The 22,134-nt window shown below is 72.4% G+C and carries 19 protein-coding genes; 12 read left to right on the top strand and 7 right to left on the bottom strand.

Annotated elements, in window-relative coordinates; genetic code table 11:
• Positions 1 to 43 precede the first annotated feature (43 nt).
• Positions 44 to 493 (bottom strand): metallopeptidase family protein, encoded by a 450-nt coding sequence (locus ACN26Y_RS03055; RefSeq protein ID WP_366600036.1) that lies wholly within the window; start codon positions 491 to 493, stop codon positions 44 to 46.
• 153 nt (positions 494 to 646) lie between these two features.
• On the opposite strand from ACN26Y_RS03055, the gene ACN26Y_RS03050 reads away from it, so the two are divergent.
• From ACN26Y_RS03050 to ACN26Y_RS03035, 4 genes are all read left to right on the top strand, one after another.
• Positions 647 to 1,018, top strand: coding sequence for a DUF3499 domain-containing protein (locus tag ACN26Y_RS03050; protein WP_422734256.1), 372 nt, complete (start codon positions 647 to 649; stop codon positions 1,016 to 1,018).
• A gap of 131 nt (positions 1,019 to 1,149) precedes the next feature.
• Positions 1,150 to 2,406 carry a GNAT family N-acetyltransferase gene (locus tag ACN26Y_RS03045; protein ID WP_422734255.1) on the top strand — a complete coding sequence of 419 codons (1,257 nt, stop codon included), beginning with the start codon at positions 1,150 to 1,152 and terminating at the stop codon, positions 2,404 to 2,406.
• Positions 2,384 to 2,665, top strand: a complete 282-nt coding sequence (locus ACN26Y_RS03040; protein WP_422734254.1) for an anti-sigma factor family protein — start codon at positions 2,384 to 2,386, stop codon at positions 2,663 to 2,665. The genes ACN26Y_RS03045 and ACN26Y_RS03040 overlap by 23 nt, the downstream gene beginning before the upstream one ends.
• Entirely contained in the window at positions 2,662 to 3,336 is a 675-nt protein-coding gene (locus tag ACN26Y_RS03035; protein WP_422734253.1) for a hypothetical protein, read from the top strand. The genes ACN26Y_RS03040 and ACN26Y_RS03035 overlap by 4 nt, the downstream gene beginning before the upstream one ends.
• Here ACN26Y_RS03035 and ACN26Y_RS03030 read toward each other — a convergent pair.
• The 4 genes from ACN26Y_RS03030 to ACN26Y_RS03015 form a co-directional block, all read right to left on the bottom strand.
• Complete coding sequence (locus ACN26Y_RS03030; protein WP_422734252.1) at positions 3,325 to 6,327, bottom strand: hypothetical protein; 3,003 nt, start codon at positions 6,325 to 6,327, stop codon at positions 3,325 to 3,327. The two genes, ACN26Y_RS03035 and ACN26Y_RS03030, sit on opposite strands and share 12 nt — an antisense overlap.
• A 99-nt stretch (positions 6,328 to 6,426) precedes the next feature.
• On the bottom strand, positions 6,427 to 6,801 hold the full coding sequence (locus ACN26Y_RS03025) for a DUF779 domain-containing protein (protein WP_422734251.1): 375 nt from the start codon (positions 6,799 to 6,801) through the stop codon (positions 6,427 to 6,429).
• The gene (gene adh, locus ACN26Y_RS03020; protein ID WP_422734250.1) at positions 6,801 to 8,306 is read right to left on the bottom strand and encodes an aldehyde dehydrogenase; all 1,506 of its coding nucleotides are present in this window, start codon (positions 8,304 to 8,306) and stop codon (positions 6,801 to 6,803) included. Before adh ends, ACN26Y_RS03025 begins: the two co-directional genes overlap by 1 nt.
• Before the next feature lie 40 nt (positions 8,307 to 8,346).
• Positions 8,347 to 9,630 carry a GAF domain-containing protein gene (locus ACN26Y_RS03015; protein ID WP_422734249.1) on the bottom strand — a complete coding sequence of 428 codons (1,284 nt, stop codon included), beginning with the start codon at positions 9,628 to 9,630 and terminating at the stop codon, positions 8,347 to 8,349.
• Positions 9,631 to 9,801: 171 nt separating this feature from the next.
• Between ACN26Y_RS03015 and ACN26Y_RS03010 the strand changes: the two genes are divergently transcribed.
• Positions 9,802 to 10,488: a hypothetical protein gene (locus ACN26Y_RS03010; RefSeq protein ID WP_422734248.1), complete on the top strand. Its 687-nt coding sequence runs from the start codon at positions 9,802 to 9,804 to the stop codon at positions 10,486 to 10,488.
• A gap of 102 nt (positions 10,489 to 10,590) precedes the next feature.
• Positions 10,591 to 12,030: an aldehyde dehydrogenase family protein gene (locus tag ACN26Y_RS03005; RefSeq protein ID WP_422734247.1), complete on the top strand. Its 1,440-nt coding sequence runs from the start codon at positions 10,591 to 10,593 to the stop codon at positions 12,028 to 12,030.
• Between the two features lie 61 nt (positions 12,031 to 12,091).
• Here ACN26Y_RS03005 and ACN26Y_RS03000 read toward each other — a convergent pair whose 3' ends face one another.
• The gene (locus tag ACN26Y_RS03000; RefSeq protein ID WP_422734246.1) at positions 12,092 to 13,324 is read right to left on the bottom strand and encodes an SUKH-3 domain-containing protein; all 1,233 of its coding nucleotides are present in this window, start codon (positions 13,322 to 13,324) and stop codon (positions 12,092 to 12,094) included.
• A gap of 75 nt (positions 13,325 to 13,399) precedes the next feature.
• Here ACN26Y_RS03000 and ACN26Y_RS02995 point away from each other — a divergent pair, with 75 nt between their 5' ends.
• From ACN26Y_RS02995 to ACN26Y_RS02975, 5 genes are all read left to right on the top strand, one after another.
• Positions 13,400 to 13,819: a YbaB/EbfC family nucleoid-associated protein gene (locus ACN26Y_RS02995; RefSeq protein ID WP_422734245.1), complete on the top strand. Its 420-nt coding sequence runs from the start codon at positions 13,400 to 13,402 to the stop codon at positions 13,817 to 13,819.
• Positions 13,819 to 14,148, top strand: a complete 330-nt coding sequence (locus ACN26Y_RS02990; RefSeq protein WP_422734244.1) for a hypothetical protein — start codon at positions 13,819 to 13,821, stop codon at positions 14,146 to 14,148. Before ACN26Y_RS02995 ends, ACN26Y_RS02990 begins: the two co-directional genes overlap by 1 nt.
• 17 nt (positions 14,149 to 14,165) lie before the next feature.
• On the top strand, positions 14,166 to 18,236 hold the full coding sequence (locus ACN26Y_RS02985) for a toxin glutamine deamidase domain-containing protein (RefSeq protein ID WP_422734243.1): 4,071 nt from the start codon (positions 14,166 to 14,168) through the stop codon (positions 18,234 to 18,236).
• Positions 18,229 to 18,558: a hypothetical protein gene (locus tag ACN26Y_RS02980; RefSeq protein WP_422734242.1), complete on the top strand. Its 330-nt coding sequence runs from the start codon at positions 18,229 to 18,231 to the stop codon at positions 18,556 to 18,558. Before ACN26Y_RS02985 ends, ACN26Y_RS02980 begins: the two co-directional genes overlap by 8 nt.
• Before the next feature lie 223 nt (positions 18,559 to 18,781).
• Positions 18,782 to 19,885: a hypothetical protein gene (locus tag ACN26Y_RS02975; RefSeq protein WP_422734241.1), complete on the top strand. Its 1,104-nt coding sequence runs from the start codon at positions 18,782 to 18,784 to the stop codon at positions 19,883 to 19,885.
• Positions 19,886 to 19,968: 83 nt separating this feature from the next.
• Here the strand turns inward: ACN26Y_RS02975 and ACN26Y_RS02970 are convergent, their stop codons facing one another.
• A complete protein-coding gene (locus tag ACN26Y_RS02970; RefSeq protein ID WP_422734240.1) occupies positions 19,969 to 20,439 on the bottom strand; it encodes a hypothetical protein in 471 nt (156 codons plus the stop codon).
• Between the two features lie 270 nt (positions 20,440 to 20,709).
• On the opposite strand from ACN26Y_RS02970, the gene ACN26Y_RS02965 reads away from it, so the two are divergent.
• Positions 20,710 to 22,095 (top strand): phosphomannomutase/phosphoglucomutase, encoded by a 1,386-nt coding sequence (locus ACN26Y_RS02965; RefSeq protein ID WP_422734239.1) that lies wholly within the window; start codon positions 20,710 to 20,712, stop codon positions 22,093 to 22,095.
• Positions 22,096 to 22,134 lie beyond the last annotated feature (39 nt).

The following is a 22,134-nucleotide window of genomic DNA, read 5'->3' as shown; positions in this document are numbered from 1 at the left end:
GGTGGTGGGGGCCGCTCCGGATCCGGTCCGCGCGTCGACCGTCTCAGGCCAGCTCGTCCGGATCGACGCCGAGCAGGTTCGCCACCTGCTCGATGATGACGTCGTGGACGAGGTCCGCGAGGTCATCCCGGTCCATTGCGCGGAACTCCAGCGGCCGACGGTAGAGCACGATCCGCGGGGGCACCTCCTGCCGGCCCGGCCGGCCGGGCAGCAGGCGGGCGAGCGGCACCTCGCCGTCCTCCAGCACGTCGGAGTCGTAGACGTTCAGATCCGGGGGCACGTCCTCGACGGCGAACTCGACGCCCGCCAGCTCCTTGGCGAACCGCCGTTCGAGGGTCTCCACGGTGTCCAGCACCAGGTCGTCGAAGATCTCCGCCTTGGTGCGTGCCAGCGGCACGGTGGCCGGAACCAGGCGCCCGCGCAGGCCGCGTCCGTGCCGGTCGCGGCGGGTGCGCCGGCCGGAGCCGGGGCGGCGGTGTTCCGGGCTTCCCATGACGCACAGGGTAGCCCCCGACCTGGGCCGGCCTGCGGCAGCGCCGCCCATCTGGCGCGGCGGGAGCCGACCGGCCGAATTGTGATCACCAAGACGGGCGTGTCGTAACGCGAACCGGTGCGCCGGAGCCGGTAATGGAGATACCCTGCCGCCGTGAGGTCACCACGGCGCTGCTCCCGAAACGGCTGCCCCCGGCAAGCGGTCGCCACATTGACCTATGTCTACAACGAGTCGACCGCCGTGGTGGGCCCGCTGGCCGCCTTCGCCGAGCCGCACACGTACGACCTCTGCGAGCCGCACGCCCGTAGCCTGACCGCCCCGCGTGGCTGGGACGTGGTCCGGCACGAGGGCGAGTTCGAGCCGCCCCCGCCCACCACGGACGACCTGGTCGCCCTGGCCGAAGCGGTCCGCGAGGCCGCCCGCCCGGTCGCCCCCCGCCCCCCGGAGGACGACCACGGCCCGGCCCCGGCCGCACCCCCCACGGGCCGCCGCGGCCACCTCCGCGTGATCCCCCCAACCCACTGACCCACCCCACCCCAGACCCTCCGTGTCGATCATGGAGTTAGCGGGTGGATTGATCTCCAAATCGCCCGCCAACTCCATGATCGACGGGGGCGAGGCTTGCGGGTGACGTGCCGGGGGCTGAGGATATGGGGATGATGCCGCCGACCGCCGATGCGGCCACCGGGCGGATCCAACTGCGTGACCTGTCCAGGGAGCCCGAGCCCGCCCTGCTGCGGCAGGCGTACCACGAGATCCTCGCGCCCAGCTTCACGCCGGACCAGTTGGTGAGCTTCGATTCCATTGCCGAGTCCGACACGACGTACGTCGGTGTCGCGCTGCACGACGGGTCTCCCGTCGGCGCTATCGTGTCCGATCCTTTCGACCGAGTGCTGCTGCTGAGCTACCTGGCGGTTCGTCCAGGAATCCGCGGTGGCGGGGTCGGTGGTGCGCTGCTCAGCCACCTGCTGCCGGCTTGGCGGCGCCGCTCGGGATGCGATGTGGTGTTCGCCGAGGTCGAGGACCCCCGCGTGCACCCTGCCGGTGAGTTCGGCGACCCCGCAGCCCGGCTACGTTTCTACCAGCGGGCAGGGTTCGGCCTGCTGCCGATCCCCTTCGTCCAGCCGCGGGTGAGCAGCGACGCCGAACGGGAACGCGGCATGTTCCTCGCCGTGCACCCGAGTGGCGAGGCGGTACCGCAGGAACTGGTCAGGTCGTTCGTCGTCGACTACTACGAAGAAGCCGAGGGGCAGGGCGTACACGACGATCCTGAGTTCGCTGCCCTGCTGGCGGCCGTCGATCGGCAGCCGCCCGCGCTGACCCCGCTCACCCCCGACCGGTACGCGGACATACCCACCCTGGACGTGCCGGCCGAGTTGCTCCGTCGGGACTACCCGGCGACTGCCGCTGCGCTGGACCTGCTGGCCACCGACGACCGCGCCGGAGCGGTGCTCGACACCGCCTGGGCGCGCGTGCTGGTCCGGTTGGCCCGAGGGGAACGGCTGCCCCGGCCACGGGTCGCCGTACTGACCGAACTGCTCGACGCGCTGTCGCACGACGGACTGCTCTTCGTGTCGGCGGAACCCGCCGACGCGGCCGTGCTCCAGTGGTGGTTCGCCGGCGAGGACGACCCGTGGGCCGGATGGTGGCGCAAGGACCCGCCGGAGTGGACCGACGAGATGCCGCTCCAGCAGTTGGTCGCGCAGGCCGTCCGGCGGTTGCCTCCGTTGCCCCGGGTCACGCTCATCCTTGCCGACGTACTCGGCGTTGCGCCCGCCGAGGCGGCGGCCGTCCTGGGTCAGGGCGAGGAGGAGTACCAGGAGCTGGTCGGAGCCGCTCGCGCCGAGGTGGTCGCACTCATCGACCAACGACTCGACGAGGAGGGGACCGGTGGACGCCTTCCTGCGCTGTGACAGCGTGGTGGCACTGACCGCTCGCCTGGCCGACGGCACCGTGGCCGCGGACCGGCGGGAACTGGTGGAGATGCACCTGCTGGCCTGCCCATCCTGCCTCCAGCACGTCCGCAAGGTACAGCTCATGCGGAGCAGCCTCACCGCGCTGCCGGGCCGGCACGCCCCGGAACACCTGGTCACCCTGATGCAGGGGACCGCTCCGGCGGGGTCCACAGCCGGGACGGGCGAGGGCGAGCTGGCGGAGGGCACTCCATCGTGAGGTACTACAAGTTCCTCGGCGCGGGCCAGGTCGCACCCTTCTCCGGCCAGGCGTGGTCGACCAGCTGGCTGGAGGTGCCGGAGGTGTCTCCGTGCGAGCGCGGGCTGCATGCGTGCCGGGTCGAGGACCTGCCCTACTGGTTGCACGACGAACTGTGGTTGATCGAATTCGATGGCCCGGTCACCGCCGTGGGCCACAAGGTGGTCGGCCGGCGCGGCCGGTTGTCGGCTCGGGTGTCCCGGTGGAACACCGTCACCTCGGCTGCGTTCGCCCGGGCATGCGTCGGGCGGACGGCGGCGCATGCCGCCGCCGAGTGTGGCGACCTCGACGACGGTTCCCTGACCGAGGTGGCCGAACGGCTGCTGGCGCCGGCGGCCGGAGATGGTGCCACCGTCGCGGGCCTCGACCCGTTCACTGGTGTGCGTGAGCTGGCTCTGCGCCGGCAGGAGGCGGCGGCGCGGTCCGCTCGGCGAACGGCCGCCCTGGTCTGCGGCTACCTGGCCGACGCTGTCGAGATGGCCACGGTCTACCCGGTGCCGGCGCTCAGCTATGTCGCGGCCCGGGCGGCTCAGGCCCGCCGCCCCGACCCGGCCGGTGACCGCCACGACGTTGAGCGGCGCTGGCAGGCTGGCTGGCTGGTCGACCGTCTGGGGTTGAATTCAGGCGACTGACTCATCGGCAAGTGCGTCGGCGAGCTGGTCGACGCGGTCTAGCTCGGCCCCGGCGTCCAGGTCGAGTCGGTCCACGAGGTCCCCCCAGTAGTCCGTGAAGGGGCCTCTGCGCTGGTGCAGCTCGTTCGGCAGGGGCCCACGCGGGAAGAGCGTGGCCGCCAGCGCTGCGGCGTCGGTGCCCGCATCGCCGCCCGAGCCGAGGACCTCGACGTCCGGCACCGTGCCGGCGGTCGCTTCGACCAGGGCCGCCAGGATGGCCCTACAGTGGACGTGCCCGGCCCACTCGGCCATCCGGTTGGCCGCTCGGGTGGTCATCTCGTCGTAGAACTGGCTGGTGTACTCGTCGGGAGCGCTGATGGCGGGATCGAGCGAGTTGTCCATGCGGTGGAACACGAACGCCCGCTTGACAGCTTGCCCGTACTGCTGCGCGGCGACGACCGGGTCGGTGTCGTGCAGCAGGTCGCCCAGCAGTCGGTGCACGTAGGCCAGCAACTCCGATTCGACCTCCCCCGCTTCGGCCAGCCGTCGGATCAGCGCGCTCGACCGTCGGCAGCGGGCTGCGGCCGAGCTGCGGTCACCTGCCCCGAGCGCGACCTCCGCCCACTCGAAGTAGAGCCAGGCGAGCATCCATTCGTCGTCGAGGTCGAGGAACTCTGGTTCCAGCTGACGGTAGGCGTCCTCGGCCTCGGCGAACCGGCGGTCGTACCAGTAGGTGTGGGCGGTGAACAGGCGCAGGTAGAGCCATGCCCGACGGTGGACCTCCGCAGCCTCCGACGAGCGTCCCGGAGCCCGCCAGCCGTGGCGGATGCCGCACAGCTCACCGACCGTACGCAGCGCGTGCCGCGCCTCGGTCCAGTGTGCGCCCGCCGGCTTGTCCGGCCCGGTCGGGTAGTTGCGGTGGAAGCGGCGCATCTCGTCGAGCAGGTCTCTGTCGTGTTGGGTCCGGACCGCCCGCTGCCAACTCTCCAGCAGTTGGTGACAGAACGAGAAGTCCACGTACAGACCCCACCACCAGAACGCCTCCAGGAACAGCACGACGATCTGCGCCCGGGTCAGGTCCCGATCGTCGGACAGTTGCGCCGAGTGGAACATCCATTCGGTCTCGTGCATCTGCCAGACGGCGTCCTCGTACTTGAACCAGGACCCGTACACGCTCGCCGTCTTCGCCTCGATCGTGGTTATCCGGCGGTAGTAGTAGGCGGCCGCCCGCCGGTGGATGTGCGTCCACCTGTCCGGCGTGAACCTCCGTACCGCCTCGGCCATCGCGGGTCGGATGAAGTCGTGCAGGCGGAACCGTCCGGCGACCGACAGCGGGTCGAGCAGACCGAGTCGCTCGACCTGCCGTACGGCGTTGCTCACCTGCTCCGGGTCGGCCCCCAACTCGTCGCCGTCGAGCAGGTCGAGCAACATCGGCACGTCGAAGCTGTTCAGGAGCGATGCCACCTCGGCCACCCGCCACACGTTCGGGTGCCGGTCCGGTCGGATAACCTCCCGGACCAGCCGGTCGAGCCGCGGATCGCCGCCGTCGGAAAGGTGGATCAGCATCTCCCACAGCCGGTCCGCGTTCAGTGCGTCGTCGATGTGGGCGTGGATGAACTGCACGACGAGCTTGAGCCCGTACGGATGGCCGCCGGTGAACTTCGTGACGACCTGCGCGAGGCGGACCCCGGCCCGGTCGCCGAAGTGGTAGGTCAGGTAGGCATGCGCCTCGGCCACGGTGAACCGCGGCAGTTCCTCGACGAGATCCGGGTCCAGCACCCGGCGGCCGTGCTCGGCGTACTCCCGCGGTACCAGGGACAGCACCACCGCGGTGTCCGGCAGGCGTCGGGCGAGCTTCACGAACCACTGGCCCACCGCGTCGTCGATGAGCGTCTCGAATCCGTCGAGGATCAGGATCGCCCGCCGACCGGCCAGAAAGGTGCGCCAATCGGCGAGGAATGCGTCGTCGATGCGTCGTTGGGCCCGGCTCAGCCGTTCGATCGCGCTCTCCGCCGGGGTCTTCACGTTCACGTCGAACTGGGCGTTGGAGAGGGTGCTCCAGGATTTCGCGACCAACGTGTTGTGCATCGTGACGGCGGTCGCGCGCGGGGCCCCCTCCTTGGCGACGACGAACCCGCTGAACTGCTCTACCACGTCCTGCACCAGGTCGCCGAGGAGCTGTGTCGACTTGTCCAGGAGCAGGGCCGCGACAGCGGGGGTGGTGGCGGAACCGTACTGGCCGCTGTACGCGTCGCTGAGCCCGTACAACTCCGGTGACTCATGCGGCCGCATCGGCATCAGCACCGCGTCCGGGAACTCCCGCCGGACGGCGTCGCGCAGCATGTTCAGGAACGAGGTCTTGCCCATGCCGTGCCCGCCGACCACCGCGAAGGTTCCCCGGCCGGTCTCACGGATGCCGGTCAGCACCGTGCGTAGTTGGTCGTCGCGGTCGATCAAGCCGTCGACCACGTGAATGACGGGTTCGGGGCCGGTCCTGCCGGATGCGCTCGCCACGCCGGCCGGCCCCGCCTCGGTGACGGCGACGACTCCGTGCGCCGGGGCGGCGGTTACCGCCGTCCCACGCGCCGATCCTGCACCTCGTTCCGACCTCGGGTCGTCCAGGTGCGGTGGTTCCGGCCGGGCGGGCGGCGTCGGCGCGACCGGCGGTGCCGGCGCGATCGGCGGTGCCGGCGCCGCCGGCCCGGCCGCCTGGATGTCCTCGATGACGCCGCCGGTCCCGGCGTGGAAGGTGCTGCCGCCCTCGCTGGGGAGGACCACCCTGCGGATCTTCCCGCCGAGCCGAGCGGTGAGACGGTGGCCCACTTGGCGGGAAAGTGCGCCGCCGGTGCCGGAGGCGAAGAATGCCACTGTTGCCACGAAGCTGCCGAAGCCGGCCAGCCAGCTGACCACCTCCACGCCGCGCAGACCCCAGAAGACCGCGACAACCGTGAGGACGAGCGCCGAAACGGCGGCGGCCAGGGCGCGCAGCTTCTGCGACGTCGTTGATGGCATCTTGCCATTGTGGACAGAATAGTCAAACGTCTCGATCAGATATCTGGATGCTTCGCGTCAATTGAACGGCCAACTGTTCGGCTGAACGTGCATGTTCTGTCAGTTATCCGATACTGCCTCCTCGACGGGCCCGGCGAGGTGGGAGCGGATGAGGAAGCGGACTCCCTCCGGGGCTTCGAGGGAGAAGCCGCCGCCTCGGCCGGGGACCACGTCGACCGTCAGCCTCGTGTGTCTCCACAGCTCCCACTGCGATCGGGACATCCAGAAGTCGACCGGCTCCGGCACGCCCTCGACGGTGAGCGACGCGAGCAGGACGTCCGACGATCCGGTCCGGAACTCGCCGGCGGGGTAGCACATCGGGGCACTGCCGTCGCAGCAGCCGCCGGACTGGTGGAACATCAGCGGTCCGTGCCGCCCCCGCAGCGACCGGATCAGCCCGGCCGCCGCGGGGGTCACCGTCACGACATCGGCCATCAGAAGAAACCCAGCTTCTTCGGGGAGTAGCTGACCAGCAGGTTCTTGGTCTGCTGGTAGTGATCCAGCATCATCTTGTGGTTCTCCCGGCCGATGCCGGACTGCTTGTACCCGCCGAACGCGGCGTGCGCCGGGTACGCGTGGTAGCAGTTCGTCCAGACCCGCCCGGCCTGGATGGCCCGCCCGGCCCGGTACGCGGTGTTGATGTCCCGCGTCCACACGCCGGCGCCCAGCCCGTACAGGGTGTCGTTGGCGATCTTCACGGCGTCGTCGAGGTCGGCGAACGAGGTCACCGAGACGACCGGTCCGAAGATCTCCTCCTGGAAGATCCGCATCGAGTTGTCCCCCTCGAAGATGGTCGGCTCGACGTAGTACCCGCCGGAAAGCTCGCCCCCGAGGTCGGCCCGGGCGCCGCCGGTGAGCACGCGAGCGCCCTCCTGGCGGCCGATGTCCAGGTAGGACAGGATCTTCTCCAACTGGTCGTTCGACGCCTGGGCGCCGATCATGGTGTCGGTGTCCAGCGGGTGCCCCTGCACGACGGCGCGGGTCCGTTCCACGGCCGCCGCCAGGAAGTCCGAGTAGTGCCCCTGCTGGATCAGCGCCCGGGACGGGCAGGTGCACACCTCGCCCTGGTTGAGGGCGAACATGGTGAAGCCTTCGAGGGCCTTGTCGAAGAAGTCGTCGCGGGAGGCGCTGACGTCGTCGAAGAAGATGTTCGGGCTCTTGCCGCCCAGTTCCAGGGTGACCGGCCTGATGTTCTCGCTGGCGTACTGCATGATCAGCCGCCCGGTGGTCGTCTCGCCGGTGAACGCCACCTTCGCCACTCTCGGCGAGGACGCGAGCGGCTTGCCCGCCTCGACGCCGAAGCCGTTGACGACGTTGACCACGCCGGGCGGCAGCAGGTCCGCCACCAGGGACAGCCAGTAGTGGATCGACGCGGGCGTCTGCTCGGCCGGCTTGAGCACCACCGCGTTACCGGCGGCGAGCGCCGGGGCGAGCTTCCAGGTGGCCATGAGCAGCGGGAAGTTCCACGGGATGATCTGGCCGACCACGCCGAGCGGCTCGTGGAAGTGGTACGCGACGGTGTCGTCGTCGAGTTCGCCGAGGGACCCCTCCTGGGCTCGGATCGCCCCGGCGAAGTACCGGAAGTGGTCGATGGCGAGCGGGATGTCGGCGGCCAGCGTCTCGCGTACCGGCTTGCCGTTCTCCCAGGTCTCGGCGATCGCCAGGGATTCCAGGTTGTCCTGCATGCGGTCGGCGATCCGGTTGAGGATCAGCGACCGCTCGGCGACCGGCGTGCGGCCCCACGCGTCGGCCGCGCCGTGCGCGGCGTCGAGGGCCTTCTCGACGTCCTCGGCGGTGCCCCGGGCCACCTCGGTGAAGGTCTGTCCGGTGACCGGGGTCGGGTTCTCGAAGTACTGCCCGCCGTGCGGCTTCACGTACTCGCCGCCGATGAAGTGGTCGTAGCGGGACTGCCAGTGGGTGGGCGCGTCGTAGCGCGTCATGGGGACCTCCGCCGTCTACAGGTGGTGGACGGCGGTGACGCTAGTTCCGGGTACGTTGCAGCGACGTTGCGCGGCCCACGTCGTACTCCTCGGCGAGCTGGCGGATGCGTGTGACCGCGAGGGGCCGGCGGGGCGCTCCCGGCGGTAGTGCCCGCGCCAGGGCCTCCCAGGCGGCCAGGTCGTCGGCGCCGGCGGGCGTCGCGGTCCAGACCGCGAGCAGCGCCGGGTCCGCGGTGGCCAGCACGGCCGCGCGCAGCTGGCCGTCGACCAGCCGGCGCAGCCGCGTCACTCCCGGCGCGTCGGAGCCGGGCAGCAGAATCCCGGGGTACGCGTCGAGCGCGCCCGCCGGGTCGCCGCGCTCCAGCAGGTCGGTGACGGTACGGAAGTCGGCGCGCACCCGCCCGCGCAACCGGTACGGGCGGGAGTCGAGCAGGTCGCGGCCGAGCACCCGGCGCAGGCGGGAGAGTTCGGCGCGCAGGGTGACGGGGTGCAGCCGGTCGTCGCCGTAGAGGTCGAGGCCGAGTTGCTCGCCGGTGCGCCCCTCAGGGTGGTCGACGAGCAGGACCAGCAGTTCGCTGTGTCGGCGGCCGAGCCGGATCCGGCTCCCGCCGACGCGCAGCTCCGCCTCGTCCCGGCCGAGTGCGGACACGTGGACCACGTCCGGCTCGACGGGCGCCGCGCCGGCCAGGAACGCCTCGGCGGCCCGGGCGGTGGCCCGGACCAGCGCCAGGCTCTGCGGGTTGGCCAGGTGGTCGCCGCCGGTGATGTCGACCGCGCCGAGCAGCCGGCCGGTCGCCGGGTCGTGGATCGGGGCGGCCGCGCAGGTCCACCGCTGTACGCGGCGGCTGAAGTGTTCGGTGGCGAAGATCTGCACGCTGTGGTCGACGGCGAGGGCGGTGCCGGGGGCGTTCGTGCCGGCGTGCGGCTCGTCCCAGCGGGCGCCGGGCACGAAGTTCATCCGCTCGGCGTGCCGCAACACCCCCGGGTGCCCCTCCACCCAGAGCAGCCGCCCGTACGCGTCGCAGACCGCCATCAGGTGCGCGCCGTCCTGCGCGATGCCGCCGAGCAGGTCGCGGAAGAGCGGCAGCACCCGGGACAGCGGGTGGGCGGCCCGGTAGCGCTTCAGCGCGTCGTCGGTCAGCTCGACCGGGGGCGTGGTCTCCGGGTCGAGCAGCGCCGACCGCTCCCAGGACCGGCGGACCACCTCGCGTACCCGGTGCGGTGCGGCCCCGGCGGTGAGGAACGCCTCGTGGGCGGCGCCGACCTGCGCGATCCGCTCCGCGGGATCCGCGCCGAACTCCAGAGCCAGCCACGGGTCAGCCATCGGCGACCTCCTCCGCCCCATCGTGACGCAGCTCACCCCCGATCGCCAAGGCGGATCGGGGGCCGGTTCATTCGCAGGTTTGTTTTCGATAGATGTCACAGCGCTGAACTGATCCGCGCTCCCACGCCGTACCCGCCCGCGACACGGCACCACCGGACGAGGAGGAACGACGTGAAGGTGCAGCGGAAGCACGTACTGGCGGCGGGCGTGGCGGTGGTAGCCGCGGCAGCGGTGGCGGTGGGAACCGGACTCGGGTTCGCGGACACCAACTCCACCCGGGCGTCGGTCTGCCAGGGGTCGGTGACCTTCTCGGCCGACGGTGGCGCGCCGGCCGCGACCAGCAACCGGTTTCCGGCCGGCACCCGGCTGCGGGTGACCAACCTGGACAACAACCGGTCGGCCGAGGTGACCGTGACCGGACCGTCGGGCAGCTGCGTCCTGCTCAACGCGGCGGCGATGGAGCTCGTGCGCGAGCCGGGCAAGAACGTGGTCCGGCGCAACGTCGTCGAGGTGGTCGGCGGCGGCGCGGCGCAGTCGGGGGCGGGTGCGACGCCTCCGGACGCCGGCACGATACGGCCCGGTGCGGCCTCGCCCGGGGCGTCCGGCCCGGCCCCGGTGTCGGCCTGCCAGGGGGCGCTCACCTTCTCCGGTGAGGCCGGTGCGCCGGCGGCGACCAGCAACCGGTTCCCGGTCGGGACGCGGCTGCGGGTGACGAACCTGGACAACGGCAAGGCGGTGACGGTGAGCGTCACCGGCCCGTCGGGCAGTTGCGCGCTGCTGAACCTGTCGGCCATGGACGCGATCCGCGAGCCCGGCAAGAACCTGGTCCGCCGCAACACCGTCGAGGTGCTCCGCTAGCCGGGCGTGCAAGGAAGGGCCCCTTGTTAAGAGGCGTCTGTTAACAAGGGGCCCTTCCTTGCACCCGCGGGTCTGGTCGGCGTCCCGTCTAGGCTGCTCAGCGTGGAGTCCGTAGCGTTCTATGTCGCCTCCCGGCCCGCCCACGGCGAGGGCGAGCTGACCGTCCACCACCCGTACGACGGCCGCGCCGTCAGGCGTACCACCCTCGCCACGCCGGACCAGGTCGAGGCCGCGATCGGGGCAGCCGCCGGGGTGGCCGCGGCGGCCGCGGCCCTGCCCGCGCACGTGCGCGCGGCGGCCCTGGACCACGTCTCCCGGCGGCTCGCCGAGCGGGCCGACGAGGTCGCGGCGCTGATCACCGCCGAGAACGGCAAGCCGGTCAAGTGGGCCTGCGCCGAGGTCGGCCGGGCGGTCTCCACGTTCCGCTGGGCGGCCGAGGAGGCGCGGCGCTTCTCCGGCGAGCTGCAACGACTCGACACCGATTCGGCCGGCACCGGGCGGATCGCGCTGGTCCGCCGGGTGCCGCGAGGCCCGGTCCTGGGCATCGCACCGTTCAACTTCCCGCTCAACCTGGTGGCACACAAGGTCGCCCCGGCCATCGCCGTCGGCGCCCCGATCATCGTCAAGCCGGCCCCGGCCACCCCGCTGTCGGCGCTGCTGCTCGGTGAACTCCTGGCCGAGACGGACCTGCCGGCGGGCATGTTCTCGGTGCTGCCGCTGCCCAACGAGCGCGCCGCCGACCTGGTGACCGACCCGCGGCTGCCGGTGGTGTCGTTCACCGGCTCCGGGCCGGTCGGCGCGGCCATCCGCCGGTCCGTGCCGGACAAGCACGTGACCCTGGAACTGGGCGGCAACGCGGCGACGGTGATCTGCGAGGACTGGAACTCCGACGACGACCTCAGCTTCGCCGCGCGGCGGATCGCGCTCTTCTCCAACTACCAGGCCGGGCAGTCGTGCATCGCGGTGCAACGGGTGTACGTGCACGAGTGGCTCTACGACGGCTTCCTACCCCGGCTGGTCGCCGCCGTGCAGGAGTTGCGCACCGGTGACCCGACCGACCCGGCGACCGACGTCGGGCCGCTGGTCTCCGAGGACGCGGCGCTCCGGGTCGAGGCGTGGGTGGACGAGGCCGTCGCGGCCGGCGCGACGATCGAGGTCGGCGGCCGGCGCGAGGGCGCCAGCTACCCGCCGACCGTCCTGTCCGGCGTGCCGAAGGACGCCAGGGTCAGCACCGAGGAGGTCTTCGGCCCGGTGCTGGTGGTCGCCCGGGTGGAGACCGACGACGCCGCGTTCGCGGCGGTCAACGACTCGGCGTACGGGTTGCAGGCGGGCGTCTTCACCCACCGTCTGGACACGGCCTTCCGCGCCGGCCGGGTCCTCGAGGTCGGTGGGGTGATCGTCGGGGACGTGCCGTCGTACCGGGCCGACCAGATGCCGTACGGGGGGATGAAGGGCAGCGGCGTCGGCCGCGAGGGCGTCCGCAGCGCGATGGACGACTACACCGAGCCGCGCGTCGTGGTCCTCACCCGCGTGGCGCTGTAAGGAAGGGCCCCCTGTTAACGCCTGGCGTACTGAAAGGGTCCCTTCCTAACACCTGCCGGGCTCACCAGGTGCCGTCGTCGCGGACGCGGGCCGGGCTGCGGCCGAGGACGAGGGCCGTCAGGGCGGTGTCCACGTCTTCGCCGAGGAACCACTCGCCCGCCTGGTCGAGTGCGAAGACCCGGCCGTGCTCGTCCACGGCGAAGACGCTCTCGCCGAACTCGGAGCCGAACGGGAACAGGCGCGCCCCGATCACCGCGCCGAGGTCGGCCAGGATGTCGGCCGAGTGGGCGCCGTGCAGCGGGTTGGTGGTGAACCGGCTGATCCACACCGTCTCGCCGGGGCCGCGGCGGCTGCTCACCACGGCGGGAAAGGCCGTGAGGGCCCGCCGGGCGGCGGGGAACGGCTCGTGGCGGTGCGTCCGGCCCGGCACCTCGCACGTCTCCCGGATCGCGCCGTTCGCGAGAGCCGGATTGAACTCGCTGTCCTCCCAGCCGCCCTCCATCAGCGCGTCGGCGACCTCGGTCGGGAACCGGCCCGGGTGGTGCGGCACCTGCGGGTCGGGCCGCCACTCGGCGGTGAAGGCCAGCTCCGACCAGGGCAGGACGTTGAAGTGCACCAGGAAGTTCAGGCACGAGTCGCAGCTGCGCTCGGCCCGCCCCGCGTAGCGGTCGCCCGGCTCGCGGACCCGGAACACCTCGAAACGGGCGCGCGCCAGCAGCGTCTCCGCGTCCGGCATGGCCATCGGCTCGATGCCCTCGGCGGCGCGGCGGTGGTCGTACTCGTGCAGGACGTCCGAGACGACCACCAGTTCCGCGTGCCGCTCCCCACCGCGGACCAGATGACCCGGGGGCAGCTCCTCCAGGTAGGCCCGGACGAGTGGGTGGTGGTTCAGCTCGACGTCACCCTTGGCGCCCTGCGCGCGGAACAGTTGCCCGTCGACGCTGAGGTGCGCGGCGGTGGCCGGCGTCGGTATCCGCCGGATCTCGCGGAGCAGCTGACCCGCCGGATCGACGGTGCGCGGCGCGGGCGGCCCATCCGGCCGGTTCCGCCGGTACATCCGCTCGACCTGTTCGACCGGCACGCGAGGCCACGTGGTCACCTCGCCGGTCTGCTTGTCGACCACCGTGGTCGGCAGGTCGCCCGGGACCGTGCGGACCTCGGCGGCCACAGTGGACCGGATCACGAACCCGAGGTCGAACTCGTCGACGATCGGATGGCACTCGTGGCCGAGACGCTGTGAGTCGCGGCGGGCCCACACGGCGGCGAGCTGCTCGGCCTGCTGGCGGTCGATCACGCCTCTGAAACTACCGGACCCCACGGTTTCGTGGCGCCCGGTATGGTTCGCCCTACCGACAGTGACCGGGGGAGGGTGACGTTGGGCGAGAACGCGGACCGGGACGCCAATCGCGCGCTGCGGGCGCGGTTCGACGAGGTGTACGGCCAGTACCAGCGGTTACGGTCCGGAGTGGACGACCTGCAGCGGAAGCTGGCCGAGCTGCGTGTCACCGAACGCTCGGACGACGGACGGGTGACCGTGGTGGTCGGCGCCCGCGGGGACCTGGTCTCGGTGGACCTGGATCCCGCGATCTACCGGGACCGGGACGCGAAGGGGCTGGCCCGGACGATCACCGAGACGGCGCAGCGCGCCGCGGCCGCGGCCGGGAAGGCCACCCGCGACCTCACCGCCGGCTACCTCCCGGAGGACACCGGGGCGGCCGGCTTCCTGCGTACCGGCGATCTGTCGGCCCTGCTCGGGCGGGCCGACGCCGCACTGCACCGGGACGCGTGATGGGCGATCAGCTCTGGCTCGACCCGCACCGGGCGCGGCGCGGCGGCGCGGACCTGGCGCACGCCGGCGCGGAGGTCACCCACCGGCGCCGGCAGGTCGGCGGCGAGATCGCGGCGGCGAGCGCGGGGCGGCCCTGGGGCCGCGACGACATCGGTGCCGCGTTCGAACGCGGCTACCGGGGGTTCGAGCAGACCGTGCTCCGGGTCTGGGAGGGCGTGGGCCGCCACCTGGAGGGTCTCGGCGCGGACGTGGTCCGGTCCGTCGACGCCACGGTACGGACCGACGCGGCGAACGCGGGCCGGATCGACCGCGTGGCCGACGGGCGCTGACCGGCGAGGAGGTCCCGATGACCCTGTTGCCGAGTCCGATTCCGCACCCGCTCGACTACTCGCCCTGGGAGCTGCCCGGCTGGATGTACGACGCCCTGGACTGGGTCGTGGGTGTGCAGTGGCCGGACGGCGACGAACGTGCCGTGTGGGACCTGGCCGACCAGTGGTACGCGGTCGCCGCCGTCCTCGCCGGCCCGCACGCCGACGCGGCCGCCGCCGCCGCGGAGGTACGCACCGGGTACGGCGGGGTGGGCGCGGTCGCCGCGGCCTTCGACGGCGCCTGGCGACGCGTGGCCGAGGGCGACGACGCCCCGCTGCCGCTGCTCCTGACGGTCAGCACCGACCTGGGTCGTCTCGTCGAGGAGTGCGGCTGCGACATCGAGGCGGCCAAGCTGGAGGTCTGGATCGAGCTGGGCATCCTCGTCGTGGAGCTGGTCGGCCTCGCGGTCGTCACCGTGCTGACCGCCGGCGCGGCCTCACCCGCGGCCGCCGCCGCGATCACCGCCACCCGCGTCATCGTCCAGCAGATCTTCAAACGACTCCTGGCGCAGCTCGCCCGCAAGACCCTCCGGCAGGGGCTGAAGGAGGCCGGCGAGCGCGCCGCCAAGGACGTCGGCAAGGGCGGCGTCCGCGGCTTCGCCCGGCGGGCCGCCGTCGGCGGTCTGGCCGAGGCGGGCGAGGAGACCGGCGTCACCCTCGCCACCCAGGCGTACCAGAACTCCACCGGCCGGCGGGACGGCCTCGACCTGGCCGAGCTGGGCACCTCCGCCGTCGGCGGGCTGGCCGGCGGCGCGGTGGCGCCGCTGGCCGGGCTGGGGCGGCACGCGACCGGACGGGGCGCCCGCGTCGGTGAACACGTGGCCCGCGAGATGACCGGCGAGGTGCTCGCCGAGCAGGCCGCGAGCCTCGCCACCGGCCAGGGGCCGACCTCCCTGGAGGAGGCCGCGCGGGCGGCCGTCTCGGGTGCCCGCGGCTCGGCCACCACCCAGGCGGACGCCGCGCTCCAGGCCCGCCTCGACGGCCGGCTCAGCGCCCTCGCCGGCACGAACCTGCCGCCGTCCGTGCTCGCCCCGCCCGTCGCCGCCGGCACGGACGCGCCGTCGACGGGCGGTGCCCTGCCCGGCACGGACGCGGGAGGGGCATCCGGATCGGGCGGCACGGACGCGGGTGGGGCATCCGGATCGGGCGGCACGGGTGCGGGTGGGGCATCCGGTGGGATCGCGCCTACGCCGAGCGTTCTGGCCGGCCCCGCCGTCCCGCCGGTGGCGGTCGGGTCTGCCGAGGCCGCCGGTGCCGCGACGACTGCCGGGCCGGCCGAGGCCGCAGCTCGTGTGCCGGCTGACGGGCCCGACACCGCGAGCCCCGCGGCAGCGTCGAACCCGGTGGTGTCCGCGGCTGCGGGACCGGTGGAGCCGCCGCAGGTGCGGGCCGAGCCGCCCGTCGCCGCCCCGTCCCGGCCGCTCGACGTGCCGTCCCTGCAGGTCGACGCGTCGCCGTCGCTGGCCGGGACGCCGACGCTCTCCTCGGTGGCCAACGGGCCGCTGCCCTCGGCCGGGCTGGCCGGTGCCGACGGTCCGCCGGTAGCCGCACCACCGGTCTCCGCGGGACGGTCACCGGTCACCGCCGGCCCGGTGGCGCAGTCCGCCGCCGCGCCCCTCGCCGGCTCGGTCGCCGCCGTCTCGGTTGGCCCGGTGCCCCAGACCGGCGCGGCGACGCCGTCGCTTGCCGGCCCGATGCCGCCGGTCGTCGGCTCGACGCCGCCGGTCGTCGGCTCGACGCCCGCCGTCACGGACGGCCCGGCGGCGCGGTCGGGTGCCGCGCCACCGCCGCTCGCCGGTCCGACGCCGCCCGTCACCACCGATCCGGTGGCCCGGTCCGGTGCTGTGGCGCCGCCGCTCACCGGCCTGAACACGCCGGCACCGGATGACGCGGTGACGCGGTCCGGGAGCGCGCCGCCGCTGGCCGGGCCGGACACCCGGCACGGCACCGGCTTCGCGCCACCTCTCCCGCCTACGCCACCACCGTCCCTCCGGCCGTCGGACGCCCCGTTGGTGGTCGGACCGGAAGCGCTCCGGCCCCGCACCCCCGAGTGGTACGCCGCGCGGTGGGCCGCCGACCACGAGGCCTTCGAACGGCGCCGCTACCGGGGACACTTCGAGCACCAGCGGAACAACCACGAGGAGAACCGCCGCCGGGACCGCGCCGACCACCTGCGCCAGGCGGCGGACCGCGCGTACGACGAGGCGCGCTGGCTGATCGGCGAGAGCCGGCGACTGGCCCGGGCCGGCTACCGGGCGGTGTCAGAGCGGATCTTCGCCGAGGGCCGCGAGCGTGAGAGTTGGTGCCACCGGCAGCGGGATGTCGCGGACGCGGTCCTGGCCGGGACGCGGGCGCCGGGCGTCGTCGCTGTCGTCGGCGACGACTTCGAGCGCATCAACGACGACGTGGGGGACCTGGCGCACGGCGCGGTCGGGACCAGTGACCGTTCGGCGCTGACCGGCGACGACCATCCGCCGCCGATCGACCGCACCCGGCGGTACCACCGTCGAGGTGGCCTGCGCCCGCCGCTGGCGCTGCACCAGCGCGACGTGGAGCGGCGGATGCCGAGACGGTCCGACGGCACCGTGACCCGTACGGCGGACCCGCGCGTCGGCGGGTGGTTCGGGCTGGTCAACGACGGCGGGCCGCAGGCCGACCCGACGCGCGGCATCAACTGCGTCGACTGCACCCTGTCCCTCTTCGACACCTGGGTGCACGGGCGTCCCCGGGTCTCGGCACCCCGCACCTTCGACGCGTACGCCCTCGGCGACGTCACCCGGCCCCTCAACGGTGAGGCGGACGGTCCGGGACGGATCGAGGACGTCACCGGCGGGCGCTTCCAGCGCCTCTGCGAGACGCCGACGGAGATGCCGCCGGCCGAGCGGGCGCGCGTTCTCGACACCGGGTACCGGAACCTGCGCGACCAGTTGCTCGTCGGCGGCCACGGCAGCTTCGCGTTCGTCATCAACCAGTGGGAGGGCGGCGGCTCCCACATCTGGGTGGCGTTGAACCAGAACGGGACCGTCCTCTACCTCGACCCGCAGTCCGGCGAGATCGCCGACGAGCCGATGGGCCACCACCGGGGTGCCCCACACCCGTACAACGCCGTCGACGCGGACGTCCTCATCCTCGCCGGTGACGGCGAACCGATGCCGCTGGCGGGGCTGCGGCGTGGCCTGTTCAGCCAACGACCGGACCTGCCGGCGTACCCACCGGCGACCGAGCATCAGGGGTACGGCGAGCCGTACCTCAACCGCGTCCATCTCCTCGCCACCCCCGGCTCAGCAGACCCTGAATCTGCCCGTCCCGGAGGAGAACAACCGGGACGAGGCCAGGGCGAGAGCGGGGGTCAAGGGCACTGGGAACCCGTGCGAGGGCTCCTCCCGTCGGATGACTCTGGGTATCGAATTTCGCCACGGGACTGCGAATTCCTCGGCATCACACCGGAGGCGGTAGCGATGTGGGCCGAGAGGATCGCGCCCCTCGGCTTGACGCCAGAGGAGTTCGATCGGCTCTCCAAGGACCTCTTCCGTGCGCTCGAGGCAGATGGTATCGAGGCGAATCAGGTCGATGTTCGCCTCAAAGGCTCCTCGTCCGCTTTCTTTTCCGGTCCTCATAAGCGGCTGCCGGCAAAGGAAGAGTTGGCCGAACGTCCGGAAGCCGCGGCGCGGCTGGACGCGTGGCGGGGAGACGGTGACCTACCCGTACGGCGGCCGTTCGACTCTATGCACAAGCTGGGCCTGGAGGATCCGAGCGACTATGACTTCCAGCTTTCGTCGGACCTGATGGTGGACCGAGCGCGGGAGTTGGGTGCCCAGCATTTTCCGGATGTGCCGGTCGTCAACAAGACATACGGCTTCGTGACGAAGAAGATCGCCCGGCTGTGCTTCCCTGCCCTGTTTACATGGGCCGGCGAGTACACGCGACTCCTTGGCCGGGACGTTGTGCCGGCGATCTTCACGGGTGCCGGGCCGCCGGACCGCTCACACCTAGGCGTATCGTCCCATTTCAGAGACTCCGACTGGCGAATCGAGGGCGGCCGTGATTAACAGTTGGGCCGTCAGGCTCGGCGAGAAACTTGACCAGTCGAGCCTCGATGAACTCAGGTCGAAGCTGGGCATGCGCGCGTCGGGCAGGCTGACGGACGACTGGGACGAGTTGTTCGGCGAAGGCACGAGGGCGATCGGCGACAAGTCGGTCCAAGTCGAACTGTGGCGGGACGTTGACACGTCAGAGTGGCGCCTCGATATCGAGATGCCCTCGGAACTGTCTGAGGCTCAGGCAGCAAGGGTTCTGGCTGAGGTCCAAGAGGCCGCAGCATCCATGGGCCTGACGATCGTGTCGAGCCTCAGACGGCCAAGCAGGCGTTGACCTGCAAGCGCGCCGGGCGGGGCCCGGGCGGGCGGCACGAGACGGGCGAACGGGTGGGGCGGGCGGCACGAGACGGGCGGATGCGTGCGGGTGCAGCTCCGAGTGGAGGGCGGTCCAGCAGGGTAATGCGGGGCACATCCGGGGCGCTCTATGACCGGGCGTTGTCCACCCCCGGTAGTAGCCTGACCGGCGGACCCCCGTCCCCCGGGGGAGGAACGGCGAGGTGATCATGTCGGTTCGGCGGCACGCGGCGCGGCTCGCCGCGGTCTGCGCGGTGGTGGGCGGCCTCGTCGCCCTCGGTGCGACCCCGGCGATCGCCGACCAGGACTCGGTCCGGGTGGGCGCCGCCGGGCGCTTCACGGCCGGTGGCTCGGCTGGGGGCGTCGCCGTGGAGGTGCGCAAGCGTACGGACGGCTGTGTCCTGCTGCGCACCGCGCTCGCCCTTCGTCTGGACGGGCTCCGGGCCGACCAGGTCCGGGTGGAGGTCAACGCGGGCGGACGCTGGTTCCCGGTGGCGCTGTCCGGGGGTGGGGGCGGTGTCAGCACCGCGGCCACCTCCCCGGCGAACCCGCGGCTGTGCAAGGGCAAGAGCATCACCGTGCGGTACCGGGTGGCGTTCGCCGCCGGCGCACCGGACGGCCGGTTGACCGTCGTCGGCGAGGCGACCAACGCGGTCGGCCAGGTGCTGGGCCGAGGGTCGGACGCCTCCCGCGTGGATGGTGGCCGGGTCTCCGCCTCGCCCACGCCGTCGCGGTCGCGGACCCCGTCACCGACCCCCAGCGCGGCCGTGACGGAGGCTGCCGCCGAGGACGGGGCGTCCGTCGAGGCCCTCGCCAATCCCGCGGGTGGGGCGGCCAGCCCGGTGGCGGCCGAGGAGTCCGGCGGGTCCCCGATCATGTTCTTCGGCCTGGCCATGGTCGCGGTCGGGATCGTGCTGATCGTCCTGCTGGTCCGCCGCTTCCGGGAGGACAAGGAGGAGCCGGGGAGCGGTGCCCCGACCTCCGGTGGCAGCACCTACCGCTCGGCGCAGGGCCCGCCGGTCCTGCCCGGCCAGCCCGGTCAGGTGTATGGGCAGCCGGCCACCGGCCGTCCGGCCACGCCCGGCCTGTACGGAGCCCCGCCCGCCCAGCGTTCCGCCGGCCTCTACGGCACCCCGCCGGACGCGACCCAGGCGATGCCGGGTGCGCCCACCCCTCGGGACCCCTACGGCACCCCGCCACCGTCGACTCCTCCCGTACCCGGGCAGCACGGCACGCCGGCTTCCGGAACGCCCGGAGGCGCCGGGGATGAGGACCGCACCCGGTTCATGCCCCGGATGCCCGACTGACTCCGGGCGGACGGCGCAGCGCGCCGCCCGCCCGGGTGGAACCGTGCAGGGCGCCGGTGATTCGGCCGGGCGCCTGCTGCCGGTCAGCAGTGACCGGACACGGTGGTGCTCTTGATGTCCTTGACCTCGATGCCCGGACCAAAACGGGTGTCGTACAGCTTCGCGATCGCGTGGTATTTCTTCTTCGGATCGACGTCAGAACACGGCTCGGAGGTCGAGAGATACGTGTAACCCGAGGCGTGGAAGCCCTTGTACCGGCTGGCGACGGAGGTGTTGCCGTGCCAGTCGTCGCGATAGATGGAGATGCGAATAGCGAAGTGTTCCTTCTTCCGGCAGTTCACGTCCGCCCGGGCGTACATCGAGCCCGGGTCTTTGCTGATCTTCACGCTGAGGCTGCAGTCGTGCGGCCGCGCTGCGGCGGGGGAGGCTGGTAGCAGCGCTCCCGCAGCGGCCAGGGACGTGGCGGCCACGGACATCGCGGCGAGCCGGAGAAGTCGCTTCCTTCGTGCCAAGGTTGCTCCCATTTCCATAGCGCCTGCATTGCGGTACGCCACGTCCCGACACCGATAAAGGTGCCCGGACCGGGGATTGGCGCGGATGCTGTTCGGCAGCATTCCTCAGGCGCTGGAACAGAGGCTATTGCGCGTTAAGGAATCCCTGCAACCCCGCATACACAAATCTAATTATTCTGGGAATTGCGGACGTGGCCCGTCAACGGGTGGCCGCACGAGTTCACCTCCCGGCTCCGCGCCTGAGCCCAAGCGCGGAGCCGCCCTCCGATACGCTCAGGCCGTTGACGACCTGCAGCCCGAGGAGCGGAACCGGTGTCTGATCTGTCCCAGATCGTGAAGGCCTACGACATTCGTGGGACGGTGCCGGACCAGTGGGACGAGCGCACGGCGGAGGCGCTGGGCGTGGCCTTCACCCAGGTCCTCAACGCCTCCGGTGAGCCCGGCGAGGCGGTGCTGGTCGCCCACGACATGCGCGCCACCGGCCCCGGCCTCGCCGCGGCCTTCGCCGCCGGCGTCCGCACCGAGGGTCGTACGGTCATCGAGCTGGGCCTGGCCTCCACCGACATGCTCTACTACGCCTCCGGATCGCTCGACCTGCCCGGGGCGATGTTCACCGCCAGCCACAACCCGGCGCAGTACAACGGCATCAAGATGTGCCGTTCCGGGGCCCGGCCGATCGGCCAGGACAGCGGCCTGGCCGAGATCCGCGACCGGGCGCAGGCTCTGCTGGACTCAGGCGAGGCGCGGCCCGCCGGCGACCCGACCGCGCCGGCGCAGCAGCGCAACCTGCTCGCCGACTACGCGGCGTACCTGCGCAAGCTGGTCGACCTCTCCCGGATCCGGCCGCTGAAGGTCGTGGTGGACGCGGGGAACGGCATGGGCGGGTACACCGTCCCGACCGTGCTCGGTGACGCCGCGCTGCCGGCCCTGCCACTGGAGATCGTGCCGCTCTACTTCGAGCTGGACGGCACGTTCCCCAACCACGAGGCGAACCCGCTCGACCCGAAGAACCTGGTCGACCTCCAGCGGGCCGTGCTCGAGCACGGCGCGGAGATCGGCCTGGCCTTCGACGGCGACGCGGACCGGTGCTTCGTGGTGGACGAGCGTGGGGAGCCGGTCTCGCCGTCCGCGATCACCGCGATGGTCGCCGCCCGTGAGCTGGCCAAGCACCCCGGCTCGACGGTGATCCACAACCTCATCACGTCCAGCGCGGTGCCCGAGATCATCCGGGAGAACGGCGGCCAGCCGGTCGTCTCCCGGGTGGGGCACTCGTTCATCAAGGCGGAGATGGCCCGGACCAACGCGGTCTTCGGTGGTGAGCACTCCGCCCACTACTACTTCCGGGACTTCTGGTTCGCCGACACCGGCATGCTCGCGGCGATGCACACCCTGGCCGCGTTGGGCGAGCAGTCGCTGCCACTGTCGGTGCTGGCCGGCGAGTACGAGCGGTACGTCGCCTCCGGCGAGATCAACTCCACCGTGGCCGACCAGGCGGCGAAGATCGGCGAGGTGCGCGACGCGTACCCCGACGCGGAGGCGGACGAGCTGGACGGCCTCACCCTGCGTTTCCCCGACGGCGCCTGGTTCAACCTGCGGGCCTCGAACACCGAGCCGCTGCTGCGGCTCAACGTCGAGGCGCCGACCCGGCAGCGGATGACCTCGCTCCGCGACGAGGTGCTCGACCGGGTTCGCCGATAAGATCGCGTGCGCCGGTCGGCACCGCCGTCCGGTGAAGCC

The sequence above is a fragment of the Micromonospora sp. WMMD558 genome, assembly GCF_049315255.1.
Taxonomy (GTDB): domain Bacteria; phylum Actinomycetota; class Actinomycetes; order Mycobacteriales; family Micromonosporaceae; genus Micromonospora.
This window is presented reverse-complemented; position numbering and strand designations above follow the sequence as displayed.